Source organism: Bacteroidota bacterium (genome assembly GCA_016213405.1).
Classification (GTDB): Bacteria; Bacteroidota; Bacteroidia; order Palsa-948; family Palsa-948; genus Palsa-948.
Genome location: JACRAM010000042.1, coordinates 1 through 19,177, shown reverse-complemented (window position 1 = coordinate 19,177; position 19,177 = coordinate 1). Strand labels below are relative to the sequence as shown.

The 19,177-nt window shown below is 40.1% G+C and carries 19 protein-coding genes; 6 read left to right on the top strand and 13 right to left on the bottom strand.

From position 1 onward, the window contains the following. Nucleotides 1–413: 413 nt before the first annotated feature. Genes HY841_04505 through HY841_04495 form a run of 3 tightly spaced genes read left to right on the top strand, consistent with a single transcriptional unit; the run spans nucleotide 414 to nucleotide 4,326 of the window. Nucleotides 414–1,457 carry a tetratricopeptide repeat protein gene (locus tag HY841_04505; protein MBI4930002.1) on the top strand — a complete coding sequence of 348 codons (1,044 nt, stop codon included), beginning with the start codon at nucleotides 414–416 and terminating at the stop codon, nucleotides 1,455–1,457. A gap of 6 nt (nucleotides 1,458–1,463) precedes the next feature. Continuing rightward, nucleotides 1,464–3,071: a hypothetical protein gene (locus tag HY841_04500; GenBank protein MBI4930001.1), complete on the top strand. Its 1,608-nt coding sequence runs from the start codon at nucleotides 1,464–1,466 to the stop codon at nucleotides 3,069–3,071. A 13-nt stretch (nucleotides 3,072–3,084) separates the two neighbouring features. Next, nucleotides 3,085–4,326 carry a hypothetical protein gene (locus HY841_04495; protein ID MBI4930000.1) on the top strand — a complete coding sequence of 414 codons (1,242 nt, stop codon included), beginning with the start codon at nucleotides 3,085–3,087 and terminating at the stop codon, nucleotides 4,324–4,326. On the opposite strand, the gene HY841_04490 is transcribed toward HY841_04495, so the two are convergent. The 5 genes from HY841_04490 to rsfS are packed head-to-tail and all read right to left on the bottom strand — an operon-like array spanning nucleotide 4,323 to nucleotide 8,744. After that, complete coding sequence (locus tag HY841_04490; GenBank protein ID MBI4929999.1) at nucleotides 4,323–5,153, bottom strand: phosphatidate cytidylyltransferase; 831 nt, start codon at nucleotides 5,151–5,153, stop codon at nucleotides 4,323–4,325. The genes HY841_04495 and HY841_04490 overlap by 4 nt on opposite strands. A 47-nt stretch (nucleotides 5,154–5,200) precedes the next feature. Then, entirely contained in the window at nucleotides 5,201–5,413 is a 213-nt protein-coding gene (locus HY841_04485; GenBank protein MBI4929998.1) for a DUF2007 domain-containing protein, read from the bottom strand. Next, a complete protein-coding gene (locus HY841_04480; GenBank protein MBI4929997.1) occupies nucleotides 5,413–6,051 on the bottom strand; it encodes an LUD domain-containing protein in 639 nt (212 codons plus the stop codon). Before HY841_04480 ends, HY841_04485 begins: the two co-directional genes overlap by 1 nt. A gap of 5 nt (nucleotides 6,052–6,056) precedes the next feature. Further along, the gene (locus HY841_04475; GenBank protein MBI4929996.1) at nucleotides 6,057–8,225 is read right to left on the bottom strand and encodes an ATP-dependent metallopeptidase FtsH/Yme1/Tma family protein; all 2,169 of its coding nucleotides are present in this window, start codon (nucleotides 8,223–8,225) and stop codon (nucleotides 6,057–6,059) included. Between the two features lie 36 nt (nucleotides 8,226–8,261). After that, nucleotides 8,262–8,744, bottom strand: coding sequence for a ribosome silencing factor (rsfS, locus tag HY841_04470; GenBank protein ID MBI4929995.1), 483 nt, complete (start codon nucleotides 8,742–8,744; stop codon nucleotides 8,262–8,264). A gap of 97 nt (nucleotides 8,745–8,841) precedes the next feature. On the opposite strand from rsfS, the gene HY841_04465 reads away from it, so the two are divergent. Beyond that, entirely contained in the window at nucleotides 8,842–9,603 is a 762-nt protein-coding gene (locus HY841_04465; protein ID MBI4929994.1) for a biotin--[acetyl-CoA-carboxylase] ligase, read from the top strand. On the opposite strand, the gene HY841_04460 is transcribed toward HY841_04465, so the two are convergent. Together HY841_04460 and HY841_04455 are read right to left on the bottom strand one after the other, a co-directional pair. Next, entirely contained in the window at nucleotides 9,598–10,014 is a 417-nt protein-coding gene (locus tag HY841_04460) for an SRPBCC family protein (GenBank protein MBI4929993.1), read from the bottom strand. The two genes, HY841_04465 and HY841_04460, sit on opposite strands and share 6 nt — an antisense overlap. A 24-nt stretch (nucleotides 10,015–10,038) precedes the next feature. Continuing rightward, entirely contained in the window at nucleotides 10,039–10,719 is a 681-nt protein-coding gene (locus HY841_04455; GenBank protein ID MBI4929992.1) for an orotate phosphoribosyltransferase, read from the bottom strand. Nucleotides 10,720–10,741: 22 nt separating this feature from the next. Between HY841_04455 and HY841_04450 the strand changes: the two genes are divergently transcribed. Continuing rightward, a complete protein-coding gene (locus HY841_04450) occupies nucleotides 10,742–11,347 on the top strand; it encodes an NUDIX domain-containing protein (GenBank protein ID MBI4929991.1) in 606 nt (201 codons plus the stop codon). Here HY841_04450 and HY841_04445 read toward each other — a convergent pair. From HY841_04445 to HY841_04430, 4 genes are all read right to left on the bottom strand, one after another. After that, entirely contained in the window at nucleotides 11,328–12,773 is a 1,446-nt protein-coding gene (locus HY841_04445) for a TlpA family protein disulfide reductase (GenBank protein MBI4929990.1), read from the bottom strand. The two genes, HY841_04450 and HY841_04445, sit on opposite strands and share 20 nt — an antisense overlap. A 38-nt stretch (nucleotides 12,774–12,811) precedes the next feature. Further along, nucleotides 12,812–13,288 carry a pantetheine-phosphate adenylyltransferase gene (gene coaD, locus HY841_04440; protein ID MBI4929989.1) on the bottom strand — a complete coding sequence of 159 codons (477 nt, stop codon included), beginning with the start codon at nucleotides 13,286–13,288 and terminating at the stop codon, nucleotides 12,812–12,814. Beyond that, nucleotides 13,285–13,821, bottom strand: a complete 537-nt coding sequence (locus HY841_04435; GenBank protein ID MBI4929988.1) for an RsmD family RNA methyltransferase — start codon at nucleotides 13,819–13,821, stop codon at nucleotides 13,285–13,287. The genes coaD and HY841_04435 overlap by 4 nt, the downstream gene beginning before the upstream one ends. A 99-nt stretch (nucleotides 13,822–13,920) precedes the next feature. Beyond that, nucleotides 13,921–14,757 carry a DUF3822 family protein gene (locus tag HY841_04430; protein ID MBI4929987.1) on the bottom strand — a complete coding sequence of 279 codons (837 nt, stop codon included), beginning with the start codon at nucleotides 14,755–14,757 and terminating at the stop codon, nucleotides 13,921–13,923. A gap of 33 nt (nucleotides 14,758–14,790) precedes the next feature. Here HY841_04430 and HY841_04425 point away from each other — a divergent pair, with 33 nt between their 5' ends. Next, nucleotides 14,791–15,351 (top strand): 1-acyl-sn-glycerol-3-phosphate acyltransferase, encoded by a 561-nt coding sequence (locus HY841_04425; protein ID MBI4929986.1) that lies wholly within the window; start codon nucleotides 14,791–14,793, stop codon nucleotides 15,349–15,351. A gap of 495 nt (nucleotides 15,352–15,846) precedes the next feature. On the opposite strand, the gene HY841_04420 is transcribed toward HY841_04425, so the two are convergent. Beyond that, complete coding sequence (locus HY841_04420; GenBank protein MBI4929985.1) at nucleotides 15,847–18,486, bottom strand: collagen-like protein; 2,640 nt, start codon at nucleotides 18,484–18,486, stop codon at nucleotides 15,847–15,849. Between the two features lie 64 nt (nucleotides 18,487–18,550). Next, nucleotides 18,551–19,024: a T9SS type A sorting domain-containing protein gene (locus HY841_04415; GenBank protein ID MBI4929984.1), complete on the bottom strand. Its 474-nt coding sequence runs from the start codon at nucleotides 19,022–19,024 to the stop codon at nucleotides 18,551–18,553. Nucleotides 19,025–19,177: the final 153 nt, after the last annotated feature.

Genomic DNA, 19,177 nt, shown 5'->3' with positions numbered 1-19,177 from the left:
GGATTGTACATTAAAGCTGCCTTGATACAGATAACAGATTCACACAGATTTTCTGATAAACAGCCAATCCGAACTCTGTAAATCTGAAAATATCTGTTATCTGTACCATACTTTTATACTGTTTCTTATTCGGAATAATGTCTATTGCTGTTTTTAACAATGAAACAATTTAGCAATAAAACAATTTCCAATCGTACATTAGTAGGGTTTTCTTAGTTTTGTCAAACTAATACTATTTCTTCTTCTATAGACAATATACCGAATAAGGATTATATGTTCCATTCAATAATATTCAGGGCTAAAGCCCGAAAGATTATCCATGCAATTAACCCCGACCTTAAGGTCGGGGTTAGTAAAAACAAAACCGAATGGGCTTCAGCCCTGACATAAACCCTTATTCGATATAAATCTCTATGAAAAAAATAGTTTCAGCAATTTTTATTTTTGCCATCTGCCATCTGCCATCTGCCATCTGCCATCTTTCAGCTCAATCCGATCCCTTAGTTGAAAGCGGAAAAGTAAAACAGCAGGCAGGCAATCATGCAGGCGCTATTTATGATTTTACCAGCGCAATCAAACAAAATGAATCAGAAGTTCAAAAATATCTTAGTGAGGGTTCTTCTGTAATCCCCCCTTTGTCGGGTGGTGATGCTTTTGCCATCCCCTATTATCTGCGCGGATATTCTTATTCCACTATAGGAAAAAATGATGAAGCAATGAATGATTTTACAATGGCAATAAAAATAAACCCTGCAATGGGAGCCGCTTATTATCAGCGCGGAAAACTATTATGGTCAACCGGAAAAAAAGAGGAAGGATGCATTGATTTGGGTATGGCAGGAAGTTTAAAAGATTCAAGCGCGAGAGAAATGTTTGATGAAAAATTCTGCTGGAAGGAAGCGGTTGCTGCATACAAGGATGCATCATCAAAAGTCCGTCTGAATGATTATGCGGGCGCATTGGATGTGATTCAGAAAACAATAAAACTTTGTCCGGACAGCGCCAATTATCTCGGCATAAGAGGCAGAGCTTATTTAGGTCTTGGCAACTATGATCTGGCTATGAGCGATTTTGACAAAGCCATTTCGTTGAACCAGAAAAAGAGTGTAGATGCATACTATGGAAGGGGCATGGCATATTATTCAAAGAACAAATTTCAGGAAGCATTTGATGACCTTTGCATGGCAATAAAAATAGATGAGAAACTTTCTGATGCCTATTTGTACAGAGCATACACCTGCGAGGGAATGGGAAAAAATTCATCTGCATTGTTTGATTACCAGCAGGTGCAGCGCCTAAGACCCGGAGATGCGCTTGCCTTTATGAAAAGCGGAGCGCTGAGAAATGCTATGAATGACAGCAAAGGCGCCTGTAATGATTATAGAAGAGCCGCAGCGCTTGGCAATATGGATGCACAGGATTATGTGGAGAAATGCGATAAGGAAAAGAAAAAATAATTTTTCATGAAACTAAAGATTACAGTTGTTTACTGTTTACTGTTTACTGTTTACTGTTTACTGTTTTTCTCCTGCCGAAAAGAAAAAAAGAACCCATCCTGGGATGTGGATGTTTTAGCTCCGCTGGTGAAATCTACTCTTACCATTAATAATATTATTCCGAATTCATTACTTAATCACAATCCTGATAACTCATTGGATATTGTTTATAATACAAGTCTTTATTCTTTTTCTACCATCAGCATTCCTGATACTACCATTGACACAATTTATACATCAAATCCATTTACTCTTTCTCTTCCAGCGGGCACCTTTTTTGTAAATCCTGTCGATCAGGAACAAAAATTTCCTATTCCTAATAAAGCGCAGTTGACAAAAGTAGATGTGCGATCAGGGAAATTGGTAGTGGTGGTAAGAAATCGAGTTGAAGAAATGATTCGTGTCAGATATCAGATTCCAAGCGCTAAGATTAATAATCTTTCTTTTGATAAAACATTTGATGTGCCTGCGCAAACAGGTGGCGGATGCCCGGGAATACCAACTGTTTTTACTGCTACGTATGATATGTCTGGTTATTCTCTTGACTTTAGAGGCACAAGCGGAAGCGACTACAATACTTTAGTTACCAATGTAAGCGCGCAAATAAATCCTGCCGCATTATCTAATGTTACCGTTACGCCTTGCGACAGCATTTATATCGGCAATAGCTTTGTGGACATGGTTCCCCAATACGCCAAAGGATATTTCGGACACACAGTTAAAGACACAGCAGGCAGTTCTACCTTTTCTTTGTTCAAGCATATAATTGATGGCACATTAAACCTTGAAGACATTGACATCGGCTTTAGTATTGAGAACAGCATTGGCGCGGATGCCACATTTGCTATTAATAATCTTTCTTCCATTAATACAAGAACGGGTGATAGTATTTCCCTTCAACATCCAATCATCGGCTCACCAGTAAATATTAATCGGGCGGTGGATAATAATGGGAATGTAACTTCTTCCCTTTATCAATTTTCAATCAAGCCATCATCTCCTTCTAATATTCTTCCGTTTATACAAAATCTTCCGGACAGAATGAGTTACCAGATGAATTTTGAAATCAATCCTCTTGGAAATGTTTCTGGCAGCAACGATTTTATTTATTACAATAAACTGATAAAAACTAATTTCAATATGACTATTCCCCTTTCACTTGTTGCAAATAACCTCACTATGGCTGATACAATGGATTTTAAAATGGATGCAAGTGCCGATAATTTCAATCACGGAATACTTTATCTTTATGCTGAAAATGGTTTCCCTTTCACTGCCGAAGCGCAATTATATTTAATGAACGATAATCTTATGATTGTTGATTCTCTTATTAACACTCCGAATATGATTCTTGCTCCCCAGTTGGATGCAAATTATATTTGTGCCGGGCAGCGCCTTACTAAACTCGCTGTTTCAATAAGTGAGGATAAAATGAATTTGCTCCGTTCAACAAAAAAAATGTACCTTAAAATAAAATTCAACACAGCAGGACAGCCCAATTATGTAAAGATTTATGATTTTTATCAAATGAATGTTAAACTGGTTGGAGATTTTAATTACACGGTGGGGAAATAATATGCATCAGAGAATGTTTCTTATAGTTGTTGTTTCCTTTCTTTCATTCTGGAAGGAGAACGGATGGGCGCAGGATTCCGTTGTTGTGCAAAAAAAATCCGAACAAACCATTGAATTTGTTGGCGAAGGATTTCTGAATTCAAACACTATCAATAATGATTTTATTTTTGCATTCTACAAAGGCGATTTCATTGACAGCCTTCTGAAAGAAAGTGCTGCTGAAAAATTATTAACCAGCAACCGATTGGGTAGCGCAACAAAAATAGGGCTTACGTATTCTCATCACCCCCTGGAAGGCATCCACAAACCAATTTTTTCTTTTTCTTTCTTTGATCGCGGGCATTTGGATATGAAATTTTCTGATGATTTATTTTATACATTATTTTATGGCAATAAAATGTTTGAAGGCAATACTGCCTATCTGGGTAATTTCTCGTTAGACTTTCTCCGTTATCAGCAGTTTTATTTCGGATGGAATTGGGAGGGAAATTATAACCATGGGTCTTATGGATTTGCTTTTTCTTTGCTTAGCGGAGAACAAAATATTTCTATTAAAGCTCCGACTGCAGATTTATTTACTGCGAATGACGGAACGTACATGGATTTGTTTCTGCAGATGGAAGTTCTCCAAACAGATACTTCTCAAAAAAAATATTTTTCTCAAAACGGTATGGGACTGTCAACCGACTTTTATTATGAAATGCCTTATGAGTTCTGGAAAAAACACGGAAGAATAACTTTTGAAGTGAAGGATTTGGGTTTTATACGATGGAACAGCAACTCCATGAAATATTCTGTTGATTCATCGTATCACTATAACGGAATTGATGTAAATGATCTTTTTAATCTTGACAGCAGCTCATCTCTGCTGAATATCGACAGCGCGATTGACAGGAATACAAAGTTTAAAAAAGATAAATTCATATCTAAAATTCCCTGCACATTTGACATTCATACAAAATCGTATTATGGAACAACAATTGCAATTGAGAAAGGAATTGTCTGGTGGTTCAATACTTCAGCCAAACCATATTTTTATGCAAAGCTTCATTTTATTGTCGGAAGAAAAAAAACTGCTGACTTAGCTTATAACATTGGCTATGGTGGTTATGGCAGATTCTACGCAGGTATAGAAGCGAGAATTGATTTTGCAAAACATTATTCCCTTCATGTGATAGATGATTATCTTTTCTCAGGCATTGCACAGACTTCTTACGGAATGGGATTGTATGTGAAGCTTGTCAGAAAATTTTAACGCACCAGCATTAAATAAGTCATCACAAAGGGGGAGGAGAGAAGAACTCCATCAAACCTATCCAGAATTCCTCCGTGACCCGGCAGAATATTTCCTGAATCTTTTACGCCCAGACTTCGTTTGAACATGGATTCTACTAAATCGCCAAGAGTTCCGAAAACAGAAACAATAGCAGCAACGACCATCCATTGAATGATTGCGAGTTCAGTAAAATAAATTGAAAGGATATAAGCGATTCCTTGCGTGCAGATAACTCCTCCGATTGTTCCTTCCCATGTTTTCTTTGGAGAAACCCGTTCAAATAATTTTGTTTTGCCGAATGATCTTCCGACCAGATATGCGAATGTATCGTTAGACCAGATGAGGAAAAAAAATCCGAGAATAATGTTAGAATTATTATGACTGTTCCAGTAACTTTCAGACGAAAAAGAAAGAAGTAAAAAACAAAATGGAAATATTACATATAGAATTCCAAACAAGACAGGTGAAAAAACCGTAAAGAGTTCAGCGGGACGGAATAAACGGACAATCAAAAACAGTGGGAAGATGAGGATGATGATAAATAATCCATTTGAAAATAAATTGTCTGATACCTGAACGAAATATTTTCCTCCCGAAGCCAATAGTAATATCAATCCTAATAATGTACCGGCAATTTTCTGAGACAAGCTAATTCTTTCTTTCATCAACGAATAGAATTCCCATACTCCCAGCAAGGGAATTAATGAAAACAGGGCAATGTATGACCAGAAATTCCAGATTATTCCCCCAACCATCACTACCAGAAACACCGCGCCAGTAAGAGTTCTTGTCCAAAAATTATTCATGATTACGAATGTACGAATTATGTATTTGTTCCTTCCCTTCGGGAAGGCTAGGATGGGCTGTTGTTTTCCTTTAACACAAATTCTGCTTTCACTGCATCATCTCGGTTCACATACACTTCAAAATATCCAAACATATTGTAAGAAGAATCCTGTTTATTGATGACAACGCTGTTGATCTCATTGAAGATCAGCAAACCTTTTATTATTTCAGCGTCTTGAGATGTAGAAGCAGTACGAATGCAAACCCAGTCTTTTTCCATTATTCATCCACTAAAAAAACATATATCTCTTTTGGTCCGTGAGCTCCTTGCACCAGAGTTTTTTCAATATCAGCCGTGCGGCTGGGTCCCGTTATATTCACAACCATTGAAGGAAAATCTTTTTCGTATTTCTTTTTGATTCCGCTCAGCGCTTCTTTGATTGTGTAAACTAGTTGTGATGAATAAGCGATAACAATATGGTAGTTGGAAAAGGCAGGCAATCTTCTTCCTGCGTTTTGCCGGGAAGTAACAAACACGCTTCCTGTTCTTGCTGCAAGAAATTCACAGAGGGAAATGCCCACATTCACGTGAGCGATATCTTTTTCGTTTTCCGAAAAACTGATTTGTGTTTTTTTTAGGAGTTCTTTCATCTTTTTCTCAAAGCAAAAAACTTTATCCCATTTATTTTCAGAAATTAAATCGGAAAGATTGCTGCAAAGTTCATTTTCATTTTCGCAGTAAATAAATTTTCCGTTGAGCTTGGTTAACTGCTGTGCAAAAAGAATTTCGAGAGGCTCTGTCGCTTTCTGGTAAATGTCGCTGTCAAAATCTACATTTATGGCGCCAGCGGATTTATGAATCAGCGCCTTCCTGACTTTCTTCAGGATTTTTTCCTTCGTGGTGCTTTCGTCATACATGCCGCTCAGAATAGAGTGGTTTGTTTCTTTTCATCTGAATCTTTAGAATCATTCGGTGTGGGCTCATCAGATTTTTTTTCTTCCGTGCCATTGCTTCCATTCGAATTGTTTTCATTTTTAGCTATAGTAGACTTGCTGTTTTCAGAAGCTACTATTTTTTTCATATGCTTTTCCTCTCTTTCTTCGGCAGAATCATAGAGGCGCTTGCCAAAAATTTCTTCCAGGTCTTCTTTAAAAATAACTTCCTTGTCTAATAAATACTGAGCGAGTTTTGTTAATTTATCTTTGTGTTTGGTGAGGATGTCTTTCGCTCTAATATAAGCAGTTTCCAGAATTTCTTTCACTTCCATGTCAAACCGTTCAGCAGTTTTTTCGCTGTATGGTTTATGAAAAGAATTTTCATACGTGCCAGTGGAATCATAATAACTTATGTTCCCTATTTTTTCATTCAGTCCGTAATACATCACCATGGCGTACGATTGCTTGGTAACTTTTTCCAGATCGCTGAGTGCACCCGTGGAAACTTTTCCGAAAACCACCTCTTCTGCAGCGCGCCCGCCCAACGCAGCGCAGATTTCATCCAGCATTTGATCTTTGGTAGTGATTTGCCGTTCTTCAGGAAGATACCAGGCAGCTCCGAGTGATTTTCCGCGCGGAACTATGGTGACTTTTATAAGTGGGCTTGCATGTTCCAGCAGCCAGCTTACTGTTGCGTGACCCGCTTCGTGATAAGCGATTACTTTTTTTTCTTCAGAAGAAACAATTTTATTTTTCTTTTCCAACCCGCCAATCACTCTGTCAACTGCGTCAAGAAAATCCTGACGTTCCACATCTTTTTTATTTTTTCTGGCAGCAATCAGGGCGGCTTCGTTGCAGATATTAGCAATGTCAGCGCCTGAAAATCCGGGAGTTTGTTTGGCAAGAAATGCGGTATCAACATCTTTTCCGAGTTTGAGCGGCTTGATGTGCACTTTGAAAATCTGATCGCGCTCTTGCAAATCGGGGAGGTCAACATAAATCTGCCGGTCAAATCTTCCGGCACGGAGCAATGCTCTGTCAAGAATATCTGCGCGGTTGGTTGCAGCAAGAAGAATTACACCGCTGTTTGTTCCGAAGCCGTCCATTTCTGTGAGCAGCTGATTGAGCGTGCTTTCGCGCTCATCGTTCCCTCCCTGAATGGGTCCTCTTCCGCGCGCGCGCCCAATACCGTCAATTTCATCTATGAAAATTATGCACGGAGCTTTTTCTTTTGCCTGGCGGAATAAATCTCGTACGCGCGATGCTCCTACGCCCACAAACATTTCTACGAAATCCGAACCTGAAAGAGAAAAGAAAGGAACTTTCGCTTCTCCTGCAACTGCTTTCGCTAATAAAGTTTTTCCTGTTCCCGGAGCGCCAACAAGCAGAGCGCCTTTTGGAATTTTTGCTCCAAGTTCAGTATATTTTTTCGGGCTCTTTAGAAAATCTACAATCTCTTTGATTTCTATTTTTGCTTCTTCCAATCCCGCCACATCGTTGAACGTGATGTTCACCTGCGTGTCTTTGTCATAGAGTGCGGCTTTTGATTTTCCGATGTTGAAAATTCCACCGGGACCTCCGCCTCCTGTTCCTCCGGTCATTCTTCGCATCAATAAAAACCAAACGCCAATGATTAAAAGAAGTGGAAGTATCCAGCCCATGTATTCACTCATGCCTGTGCGATTTTCGCTGCTGGGAAGAACGCGGTCTTTCTGGTCCAGATTTTTTTGAGCTTCATCCAATTGGCGAGTGAAAGATTCTTTTTCTACTTTCATCATGAAGTGAGGACCGGGATTTAATTCTTTGGTAATTGGTCGCTCTCGCACTTTTTCATATTTGGCTTCTTTCAGGCGGTCTGTCTTGATATAAATTTCCGCAGATTGATCATTCACAATCACAATCTTGCGCACATCGCCTGTCTTGAGTACATTCTCTACAAAATCAGGCCACTCAATTTTTTGAGTGTTGTCCGTAAAATTCGGAAACCACATCAGTGCGAGTCCAACAAGAATCACTATGTAAATCCAGTAGAAATTAAAATTACCGGAACCTTTAGGAAGCTTGTTCTTAATCTTCTTCAACTGCTCCTTTGGGTCAAGTTCTTTTTTGCCCTCTGGTTTTTTCACTTCGTTTTTTATATTTTGTTCATTCGCCATGATTACACCGATAAAAATAAATTCAAGATTACCAGATTATTTTTTACGCTTGATTTTTCTTTTTACAACTTTTTTCTTTGCTTTTACAATTTTCTTTTTAGTTTTTTTCTTTACTGTTTCTTTTCTTGTCACTTCTTCTTTTATTTCTTTAATGTCGGCATCTGCCCACATGTTTTCAAGATTGTAGTGGCTTCGTGCTTCAGGCTGAAAAATATGTACAGCCACATCCACATAATCCATCAAAACCCATTCCGCATTCTGCAAACCCTCCACGTGCCAGGGGCGGCTGCCTGTATTTTGTTTTACCATCTCTTCAACGCTTCCCGCAATCGCCTGTACCTGCGTGCGTGAATTTCCTTCGCAAATCAGAAAATAATCACAGGCAGAATTCGGAATTTTTTTAAGGTTGATGCAGACGATGTCGCTTCCTTTTTTTTCTTCAATGCCTTTAACAGCGTGTCGGATTAATTCAGTTGAAGTCGCCTGTTTTTTCTTCGTGTTCTTCAGTTTTACAGTCATATTTTAATTAGATAGCAAAGATACACTTTTTCTACCTCATTCGCCTCAGTCCAGTTCTCACAATATGGTAAAGGAATTATTACTTTCGCTTTTACTTATGAAGACGCTTTTTACCGGACAATATTGTATCAAACTTGATAAAACAGACTCCACAAATTCTCATTTGATAGAATTATTAGCAACAGATAACCTTCCGGAGGGAGCAGTAGTGATTACTAAGAAGCAAGAACGGGGGAGGGGACAGCGCGGTACGAATTGGGAAAGCGAGTCAGGTAAAAATCTTACACTCAGCATTTTGCTTAAACCGACCTTCCTCAAGCCTGATGAGCAGTTTGTGTTGAGTAAGGCAATTGCAGTGGCGGTAGCAGACTTTATTATTTCTCTCATCCCTCGTCCCTTGTCACTTGCCTCTGTTAAAATTAAGTGGCCTAACGACATTTATATCGGAAACAAAAAAGTCGCTGGCATACTGATTGAAAACTCCGTAAGCGGCAATTCTTTGTGCCATTCAATAATTGGAATCGGAATAAATGTGAATCAGGAAAAATTTTCTGCTGAACTTCTAAATCCGACCTCGATGAAATTAGAAACAGGAAAAGAATTTCATTTAGAAGAATGCTTTGAGCAACTTTGCTCATGCATTGAAAAAAGATATTTGCAACTACGAAACCATTCTAAAGAAATTGATTCAGATTATCTGAAAAATATTTATCGCTTTGATGAATGGGCAAATTACAATTATAAAGGAGAAATTATAAAAGCAAGAATTATTGGTGTTTCAAAAATTGGAAAATTAGTTTTGGAAAGAGAGGGAGGAGAAGTGCTAGAATGCGATGTGAAGGAAATATCTTTTTTATGAAATCTCTTTCATCTTCCACGCTAAAAAATTAAAAAATTTAGTCAATGGTTTTTCCAGCATCATCTTCATCATAGGGTTGATATCGGATTCAAAGATGAATTGCCCTGTGCATTGAACGGGAGCAGTTTCAGTGAGATAGATGCCTAATGTAAAATCCAATGGCATTTTAGAACTTGTGCCGACTAACGCGGGAGCGGAAGAAATTTTCACTAACGTATTCGGAATTTTCTCAATAATCTTCATTCCTATCGTTGCCATACCGCTGATGGTGAAAGAACATTCATCGGCAGTGCTTTTCCAATTAGTCACCTGCTCGGGCATCAGTTTCTGAAAATTATTAAAATCACTGAGGAAAGAAAAAACTTCTGATGCAGGTTTATTGATTTCGGATTTATCACTTTCAATGCGCATGAGAAAAATTGATAAGCTAGAATATTATTTCATTCCTCCCATTGGCCGAACGGGCTCTTTTCCATCTTGCCCCCACTTTTCAGGAGCTTCGCGCCAGGATTTCAGCAGAGCGATATCTGCCTTGGTGATTACTCCTTTCTTGAGCGCTTCTTTAGTGAGGGTTTCGTAATCGCAGAGATGAAACACGGGGCATTTTTCTTTTTTGAATGCATCAGCAGAAATCTTGAAATTATAAGTGAAAATGGAAATCATTCCCTGTACGGTGCATCCTGCGTTGCGCAGCGAAGTAACTGCTTTGAGAGAACTTTTTCCAGTTGAAATCAAATCTTCAACTATGACGACTTTTTGACCGGCACCCACCACTCCTTCAATAAGGTTCGTCAGTCCGTGAACTTTTGCTTCGGCACGCACATAGCAGAACGGAAGATTCAGCGTATCGGCAATCATCATTCCGTGCGCGATTCCACCGGTTGCAACACCGCAAATCACATCGGGTTTTCCCATTTTTTCCTGAATGACTTTGATGAACTGGTCGCGCAAATAATTTCTGATCTTCGGATACGAGAGCGTACGTCTGTTGTCGCAGTAGATAGGCGCTTTCCAGCCCGATGCCCATATGAATGGTTTGTAGGGCTGTAATTTAATTGCTTTAATTTGCAAAAGATGCTCCGCTATTTTTACTGCGGTATCCTGACTTACGATCATAAACTAGTTTTAGTTGACACAAATGTATAAAGTTTTTTCAGGCGAGAAGTGCATAATGATTTCCGGCAGGAAAATTTTAAGAGATGAGAAAAACTCGAAAGTGATTGAATTCAAATCAGCCGAAGAACTTCATAGAGAATACAAAGCATTTGCTAAACAAACGAGAGTGAAAAAATTAATTGTTATTGGAGATGAAGTAATAATCTGGAAGGTGTTTCGCTCCCTGTTTGCATATATTGAATCATCGGGGGGAGTAGTGCGGAATGACAGAGGAAGCCTGCTCATGATTTACCGAAACAGACATTGGGATTTGCCGAAAGGAAAAATAGAAAAAGGAGAAGCGTCCGACCAAACCGCTCTTCGCGAAGTGGAGGAAGAGTGCGGAGTGAAAAATCTGAGAATTACCAGCGAGTTAATGCTCACGCATCATATTTTCTTTCAGGACAAGCACGAGTGGATCAAACGCACCTATTGGTATGAAATGACTTGCTGCGATAACACGAAACCAAAACCCCAGACAGAAGAAGGAATTTTAAAAGTGGAATGGATGAGTAAGGATGAAGTGAAAAAAGTGTGGAGCAAGATTTATCCGTCTTTGAGGGAAGTTCTTACTGCTGCTTCTTTTTAATCTTGATGAACACGGGCTCTATATCAATTGGATTGGGAGCGGGCGATTTGTAAACATTTCCTTTTGGGTCAAGCATGAAGTAAGTTGGAACAGCAAGCACATTGAATTCTTCTTTTGCTTTTTTATAATTGTCGCAGTAAAGAAAATTCCAGCCAGCCCCATTTTTGCCGGTGTCAAGTTTGGGGTTTTTCTGAAGAAAAACTTTCATCGTCTCCTGTTTTTTATCAATACAGATACTTACGAAAGTGATTTTGCTTCCGTATAATTTTTTCAATTCGGGGATCAGTGTTAATTCCTGCGTGCTGGTAGCGCTCCACGAAGCCCAAAATGTGAGGTAAACATATTTCCCTTTAAAATTGGAAAGTGAAACTGATTTCCCATCCATATTCTGGAAAAAAAGCTGAGGTGCTGGCTTTCCAACATTCATCACGGATAATTTCTTCTTCAGATTTTCAGCGCTTCTGCGATTTGCTTCTGACTTACATTGTTTGCTTGCCTGCTCCAGAATCGCCAGCACAGCATTTATTTTGTAAGCAGATGGATAGCGAGAATATTCAGCAAGTGATTTTAAAATAACCATTTCGCAAATGGAATCGTTTGCAATAAACTTATTTTGCTTGTAATAATCCTTAAGCGAGGAGAAAATCTGTTTTTCAACTTCAGTCTGTGTTTTAGAATTATTCATAAAACTGTTTGATATTGAAGAATAAAATTGGTTAAGGAAAGTCATATAATCGTAATTGCCAAGTTGAATGGGTTTTCCTTCAATGTAGTTATTGAAAACCTTCTCATCTCCTTTCAAAGCAATGCTTGCCACCAGCGATGCGAATGTGTATTCAATATGATTGTTCAGATAAGAATTATTATACAGATAATATTTCTTTTTGAAAAGAGTTTTCATGGTGTCAATCTTTCCGAAGATAGCTGATTCTTTTTTTGCAATCATTCCGCGATGGTCTTCCAGAAATGATTCATATCGGTTTGAAAAATCAGCCAAAAGATAATTCAGTTCTGTTTTATTTGAATTATTGAATTCCAGCTCAGCGGGAACGGCAATGCTGAGCGTGTTTACCGCATCAGAATCCTTTGTAAGAAAAGTAATGTCATATGTTTTGTTCGGCTCACAAACCATTTCCGCTTTGGCATTGTCAACCATTAAATAAATGTATGTAGGTTCTGAAATAGAAAAACTTAGGATGAAATTTCCTTTCTCGTCAAGTTTGCTGCTTGCTAATTCTTTTTCGCGATAAGAAATATAATCGTCATAAGTATATGCGTCAATTGTATTTGCCGAGGAAAGATAACTTGAGTCAGCTTTGCCTTTTATGGTAACGGTTTGGGAAAGACAAAAGGTATAAGGTATAAGGCATACGGCAAAAGCAAGGAAAATAGTTTTCATTTCCACATTTGATATTCTACGGTTCATCAGAATTGTTTATGAATGACTGATTCTTCATTCTCCCTTTAGGGATGGGGCTTCAATTCCTTTCTGATGGTCGAAGGAATAAACTGACTTGCGTCACCACCGTTTCGGATAATATCGCGCACAACCGTAGAAGTAATCGCAGAAAGTTCAGGAGTGGCAAGGATGAAAATGGTTTCAATATTCTCATTCATCGAGCGGTTCATTTGTGCAATCACCCTCTCAAATTCAAAATCAGCAGAAGTGCGTAGCCCGCGTAAAATATAATTTGATTTTTCTTCTTTACAAAAATCAATGGTCAGCCCTTTGTAAGTTTTTACTTCTATTTTTTTCTCTCCAGCAAAAACTTTTCTTATCCATCCAAATCTTTTTGTTGCTGAAAAAAAACTTTGCTTAGTGGAATTTTCGCCAATGGCAACAATGATTTTGTCAAACAGCGGAAGTGCGCGCTGAATAATAGATTCGTGACCAATTGTAATTGGGTCGAACGAACCGGGGAAAACTGCAATCTTATTCATTTGTTTCCGAAGATAGAAAAATTCACTGTACCATATTCTCTTGTTTCTTTTAACTCTTTTATTCCTGAAAAATTTACATCTGACGGGTGCTCTACAATCAATATGCCGTTTTCTTTCAGAAGTTTTTGTTCAAACACTAACGATGGAATGCGTGCAATATTTTCCAGTTTGAATGGAGGGTCAGCAAATAGTATATCAAAAGTATCAGCGCACATTTTGAGATAACTGAAAACATCCATTTTGATGACTTTGATATTTGAAAGTTTAAACTCCATTGCGGTCTTCTTGATGAACTCACAACTCTTCAGATTTTTTTCAATGGTAGTAATTTCCGCACATCCTCTTGAAGCAAACTCATAACTGATGCTTCCGCTTCCTCCAAATAAATCCAGAACTTTTTTCCCTTCGAAATCAATTCTGTTGTGGAGTATGTTGAACAGCGCTTCCTTTGCGAAATCAGTGGTGGGTCGGATTCCTAAATTATCCGGAATATGAAACTGCCTGCTTCTATGTGTGCCGCCCACTATCCTCACAATTTCTGATTTTAGATTTTCATGGTTACGAATTACAAATCTGTAACAAATATAACGAATGAGTACACGTTCGATTTGTAAAATTCGTAATGAGATTCGTTAATTCGTTACCAGATATTGACTAAATAAAGTAAAAAATTTATGACTGGGAATTTCTTCAAACTTATAACTATAGCTGAATCCTTCAGGCAGTGAAGCAAACTTTATAGTTCGAATATATGTGTAAAGCAACGAATGTTCTTTATCGGTTTTCTCAATTTCCCCGGACAAAACAAGTTCAATAGTTTCTGGATTTAAGTGCAATTGTTCATAGACAAAGAGAATGTAATACGCAATGTCTTCGGATGTTTTATATTGGAATGAGTTAGAGAATAAAAGATTTCTTCCGTCAAGAATTGCAATTTCAAAGTAAGAGGAATAAAAATTTGCGAAAACCTTTTTGCCTGTATTATTCTTATTATGTACAAGCAATCCTTCCACGAAGGCCGTGAAGCCATGATGGATACGCGCGTTGGTAAACTGACTTTTGATTTCAGATTCAAACTTTCCGGAAACAGAAAAAAGATTTCTCGCTTTCAGGTTGCGAAGAATGTCAGAATGAATTTTTTCATCCGTACTGACAGGATGGTTGAACTCAAGCAATGATTTTTTATTCTCCTCATCAAACAATGGATTCGGAATCAGTGTGAATTTATTGTGAGCGATGGCGCAGGAAACAGAAGCCCAGTTGCCCCCTTCCCCTAAATGGGAGAAAATGGAGACACTCTTAGTTTCCTTTAGGACAAGATATTTATTTGTCTTTGTATCCAGCACAGCAAATGCAAAACCATTTTCGTTTGCGAGAATAGAAAGATGATATTGGTTTGACTTCTTGATGTCAAAAGATTCATCAACAAGATTTATTGAAGGCGCTGGAATTGTCTTTGCTTCAGCCATTGTACAAAACTAATTATTTTACTTTTGTTAGTCATGTATAAACTAATCGCCAGAATATTTTTCAAACTCAAAGGATGGAAAGTCCGCGGAGGAATTCCAGCGGAAATAAAAAAATGCGTGCTGGTTGCCGCTCCTCACACCAGCAACTGGGATTTTCTCTATGGGAGTTTTGCCTGGAAATTATTCGGGCTGGATGTAAAATATCTCGCTAAGAAAGAACTCTTTTGGTTTCCGCTTAATGTTTTTTTACGCGGGCTTGGCGGCATACCGGTTGACAGGAGTAAACACAGCAATATAGTGGATGCCATGGTCGCGCTTGTGAACAGCAAGGAGGAAATCATCGTTTTGATGACGCCTGAAGGAACAAGAAAAAAAGTGGAGAAATGGAAAACTGGCTTTTATCACCTTGCAATCAAAGCAAACATTCCGATAGTGCTCGGAAGATTAAATTACGGAACCAAAGAAGCATTCATCGGACAATCATTCATTCCAAGCGGGAACATTGAAAAGGATTTTGAAATCATCCGTGAGTTTTATAAAGGTGTGGTAGGAAGGAATCCTGAGAACTTTAGTTTAGAGGCAATCAAGCCATAAAAAAGGTTCTACGAGGTTTGTTGTGGGTGAACCCCGTAGGAAACTTGCCCCGTTGGTCGTCCGACCTACGGGGTGAATCCAACGGGGTGAAGATGATTTACCTTTTTTTAACCTTAGTAGAAAGAATGTGCGCTTAATTTTTTCAACCTTATTATCTTATTATCCGCCAATATAAAGTAATGGGCATCTCTAAAATCTATTTTGAATGAAGAACATTTGAACATTTGAACAGCGAACATTCGAAGTGAATGCATTTTACTTCTGATTTCGTAATTCAAATGTTCAATTATTCTATTGTTCACCCCGTTGGATAAGTATCCTACGGGGTTCATGAGCTTTTAGAGGTTCCCTAATAAGGTTTTGGATTTGTATGGTTTATTTTTTCTACTAAGGTTTAATACATCAAAAGATAGTTACCCACAGGAAACCGAGTAGAACATAAAAAAAAACCCCTCCGATTTATCGGAGAGGCTTTTCAATTATTTTAATTTATTATTAATGTACCACACAAACAAGATCAGGATCGCCACCGGTTCTGTAAAAAGCGCCCACCGTTAATCCGCCTCCAACTGCCGCAGCGTTATTTGCGTAAACAGGAAGACCCACCACTTGTAATGCACTTGTTGGCGAGGTTGTTCCGATGCCGACATAGCCGGTGCCGGATGCAATCTGCAGGCGCGTGGTATTCAGATTTGTTACATCCACAATGCGGAATCCTGATATAGAAAGATTTTCCTGCCCGATGAACCATTCCTGCAAAGCGCCTTTAATTCCATATCCGGTTTTAAAATTCCCGCCAATATTTTCCACCATAATCAGAAGCGGGCTGGCTGCTGCCTTCACATGCAAGTGCGAAGTGGGAGCAGTTGTTCCGATGCCGACATAGCCGTTTTGGAGGATGGACAAAACACTCGTGGACGTTTCATTCACTATATCGAAACGGTCTACCGTATTTTCTTTTCTGAGGAGCCAGCGAAAAGTTCCGCTTTCTTCAAATTGGAGGTTTACGAAACTGCCAGTGGTTGTACGCAAAATCAAATTGGGCGTTACCGCGTCTTCAAAGATGAAATTTGATGTGCCTCCTGAACCAACCACATGCAATCTCCCGCCCGGAGTTGTTGTTCCGATGCCCACATTGCCTGCTATTCCCGTTCCCGTAGGCACTCCTGGCGTGAGAATAATATTTCCGCCATTGCGGTTGGTTCCTGTTCCGTTTCCTCCTGAAAGAGTAAGGTCTCCGCCATGAGCATCACTGATGCCTCCGGCAATAACTTTTCCTCCTCCCACCTGAATTTGAGAATAGTTTGCTAACGCTTCCATGGCTCCTCCCCTGATGAACACATCGGAAGTAACGCCCGCGCCCGACCAACTGGAAGTATATCCGGCATCTATTGAAATGTTTCCGCCTCTCATATTATATCCAGGTCCGCCAAGCAATGAAATATCACCGCCCAATCCGCCACCGGTATTGTTTCCGCCCGTGAGCGAAATGTTTTTATCTGAATTGGTTCCTGCTGTTACTTTAAATCCTCCTCCGGCAATTTCAAATTTGGTTGTTGGAGCGGCAGTGCCGATTCCCACATTTGTTCCGTTATCAAAAATCAGGGAGTTGCCAAGTGTGGTTCCGTTTGGAGTGAACTTGGGAACATAATTCAAAGTTCCTGAGCCGGCCATGCTGCCTGTTGGTCCGGTTGCCCCCGCTGAACCGGTAGTGCCTTGAGCGCCTGTTGCTCCAATAGCACCAGTTGCACCTGTTACACCATTTGTTCCGTTAGTTCCTGCTAATCCGGTGGGACCCGTTACGCCATTTGTTCCGTTAGTTCCTGCTAATCCGGTAGGACCCGTTACGCCATTTGTTCCGTTAGTTCCTGCTAATCCGGTAGGACCCGTTACGCCATTTGTTCCGTTAGTTCCTGCTAATCCGGTTGGACCCGTTACGCCATTTGTTCCGTTAGTTCCCGCTAATCCGGTGGGACCCGTTACCCCATTTGTTCCGTTCGTTCCCGCTAATCCGGTGGGACCCGTTACGCCATTTGTTCCGTTTGCTCCTGCTGCGCCAGTTGAACCGGTAGCACCATCAATTCCGTTCGTTCCGTTGGTTCCATTTGTTCCGTTCGTTCCATTTGTTCCTGCTGCACCTGTTGGACCTTGTGGTCCGGGAACGGCAACGCCTGCATTGCAGTCATTCACATTCCAAAAGCCATCCACATTAACATCTTCTGCAGGGTCATTTATCCCATTTTGATTGGTATCCCAGCAACTATACCCTTGGCTTCCAACTGAGCCGGTTGGTCCTGTTGCACCATTGGTTCCTATAGAACCTGTCAGACCAGTTACACCTTGCGTGCCTGTAGCTCCATTTGCACCGGTGGGACCTTGAGTTCCGGTTGGTCCTTGTGGTCCGGGAACGGCAACGCCTGCATTACAGTCATTCACATTCCAAAAGCCATCTATGTTTACATCTTCGGCAGGGTCATTTATCCCATTTTGATTGGTATCCCAGCAACTATAACCTTGGCTTCCAACTGAGCCGGTTGGTCCTGTTGCGCCTGTTACACCGTTCGTTCCGTTCGTTCCGTTTGCACCGTTCGTTCCATTTGTTCCGTTAGTACCGTTTGCGCCCGCTGGACCGGTGAGTCCGATTGCTCCTGCTGGACCCGTTGGTCCGACAGCGCTATTCGAATAAAGCGCGTAAGGCACGCTCAGCAGTTGTGAAGTTCCCATGGGTAAATATCCTGCTCCGAAGTCGGCTTCAATCTGCATCCACTTGCTTCCGCTTCCCCAAGCGATGGTGGAAAAGTTTCCACTCACTATTGTTCCTGTTCCTATTTCAAGAGTAATCAATCCGAACTGGTTGGTGGTGACAGCGTGTGTTTCCTGATATACAATGGGACCGGCTGCCGCGCCATCATGAACCGATGCCCGCACACTGATGGCTGCGCTTGCCATGGGGTTGCCTGCAGCATTTCGCACAACGGATTGATACTTGAAGGATTGGGGAGTCTGGGAAAAACAGGATGCCCATCCTAAATCCTTCCCGAAGGGAAGGACTTTCAGGAGTGAAGGGGCGAGAAAGAAAAATGCAATGAGTCCGGCTGCGAAAAATGTTCGCGTTGTTCTTTTAGTGTGTTTCATTTTATTTACTGGTTATATTGTTTGCTCTTGCCCCTTCCCTTGGGGAAGGTCGGGATGGGCTTTTTTATTCTGCTTTGTTTATTTTATAGGAGCTTCTGGTATTTGTTTCCTTATTAATGATGTTCAGGAGATAAATTCCATTCGCTCCGCTCAGGTTTACGGTTTCTTGTTTCCTGTTTACAGTTGTTTCAAAAACCATTTGACCCAATGAATTGAAAATCTGTAGTTGAACTTCAGACTGTAAACCGTAAACTGTAAACTCTCCTGATGTTGGATTTGGGTAAACGGAAATGTTTTGTGAAGATGAAATTTCATTGACGGAAATAGGAATGGATTCGGGCTGATGAAATCCTTGTGTGAAAAAATTATTGGCGGAGGAATAGGTCTCAGTCATCACTTCACCAATCGTCCAGCTCATAGAGCCGCTGGCAGAAGTGGCAAAAGTTCCTGCCGAACCAATCACATCGGGGGTGAAGGATTGGGCGAAGATGTAAAATGTAAAATGGCAGATGGCAGATGTGAGTACTATTCTTTTCATGGTAACTTATTTACTGATGTTACGCAAATACATTTTTTCCCGAAGGGATGGAAACCCAACCGCAGAGTTCGCTGAGGTTTTACGCAGAGAACCGCTGAGAATACAAGATTGCATTTTCTCTGCGGCTCTCCGCGTGTTGTTTTCTCTGTGTTC

What these genes read in the sequence shown, in the direction of transcription:
- HY841_04495 (MBI4930000.1), top strand. Translation starts at nt 3,085, where the DNA reads ATGTTTCTTATAGTTGTTGTTTCCTTTCTTTCATTCTGGAAGGAGAAC.
- HY841_04460 (MBI4929993.1), bottom strand. Translation starts at nt 10,014, where the DNA reads ATGCGCATTGAAAGTGATAAATCCGAAATCAATAAACCTGCATCAGAA.
- HY841_04465 (MBI4929994.1), top strand. Translation starts at nt 8,842, where the DNA reads ATGAAGACGCTTTTTACCGGACAATATTGTATCAAACTTGATAAAACA.
- HY841_04425 (MBI4929986.1), top strand. Translation starts at nt 14,791, where the DNA reads ATGTATAAACTAATCGCCAGAATATTTTTCAAACTCAAAGGATGGAAA.
- HY841_04415 (MBI4929984.1), bottom strand. Translation starts at nt 19,024, where the DNA reads ATGAAAAGAATAGTACTCACATCTGCCATCTGCCATTTTACATTTTAC.
- HY841_04500 (MBI4930001.1), top strand. Translation starts at nt 1,464, where the DNA reads ATGAAACTAAAGATTACAGTTGTTTACTGTTTACTGTTTACTGTTTAC.
- HY841_04445 (MBI4929990.1), bottom strand. Translation starts at nt 12,773, where the DNA reads ATGAACCGTAGAATATCAAATGTGGAAATGAAAACTATTTTCCTTGCT.
- HY841_04420 (MBI4929985.1), bottom strand. Translation starts at nt 18,486, where the DNA reads ATGAAACACACTAAAAGAACAACGCGAACATTTTTCGCAGCCGGACTC.
- rsfS (MBI4929995.1), bottom strand. Translation starts at nt 8,744, where the DNA reads ATGACTGTAAAACTGAAGAACACGAAGAAAAAACAGGCGACTTCAACT.
- HY841_04485 (MBI4929998.1), bottom strand. Translation starts at nt 5,413, where the DNA reads ATGGAAAAAGACTGGGTTTGCATTCGTACTGCTTCTACATCTCAAGAC.
- HY841_04430 (MBI4929987.1), bottom strand. Translation starts at nt 14,757, where the DNA reads ATGGCTGAAGCAAAGACAATTCCAGCGCCTTCAATAAATCTTGTTGAT.
- HY841_04490 (MBI4929999.1), bottom strand. Translation starts at nt 5,153, where the DNA reads ATGAATAATTTTTGGACAAGAACTCTTACTGGCGCGGTGTTTCTGGTA.
- coaD (MBI4929989.1), bottom strand. Translation starts at nt 13,288, where the DNA reads ATGAATAAGATTGCAGTTTTCCCCGGTTCGTTCGACCCAATTACAATT.
- HY841_04475 (MBI4929996.1), bottom strand. Translation starts at nt 8,225, where the DNA reads ATGGCGAATGAACAAAATATAAAAAACGAAGTGAAAAAACCAGAGGGC.
- HY841_04505 (MBI4930002.1), top strand. Translation starts at nt 414, where the DNA reads ATGAAAAAAATAGTTTCAGCAATTTTTATTTTTGCCATCTGCCATCTG.
- HY841_04455 (MBI4929992.1), bottom strand. Translation starts at nt 10,719, where the DNA reads ATGATCGTAAGTCAGGATACCGCAGTAAAAATAGCGGAGCATCTTTTG.
- HY841_04450 (MBI4929991.1), top strand. Translation starts at nt 10,742, where the DNA reads ATGTATAAAGTTTTTTCAGGCGAGAAGTGCATAATGATTTCCGGCAGG.
- HY841_04480 (MBI4929997.1), bottom strand. Translation starts at nt 6,051, where the DNA reads ATGTATGACGAAAGCACCACGAAGGAAAAAATCCTGAAGAAAGTCAGG.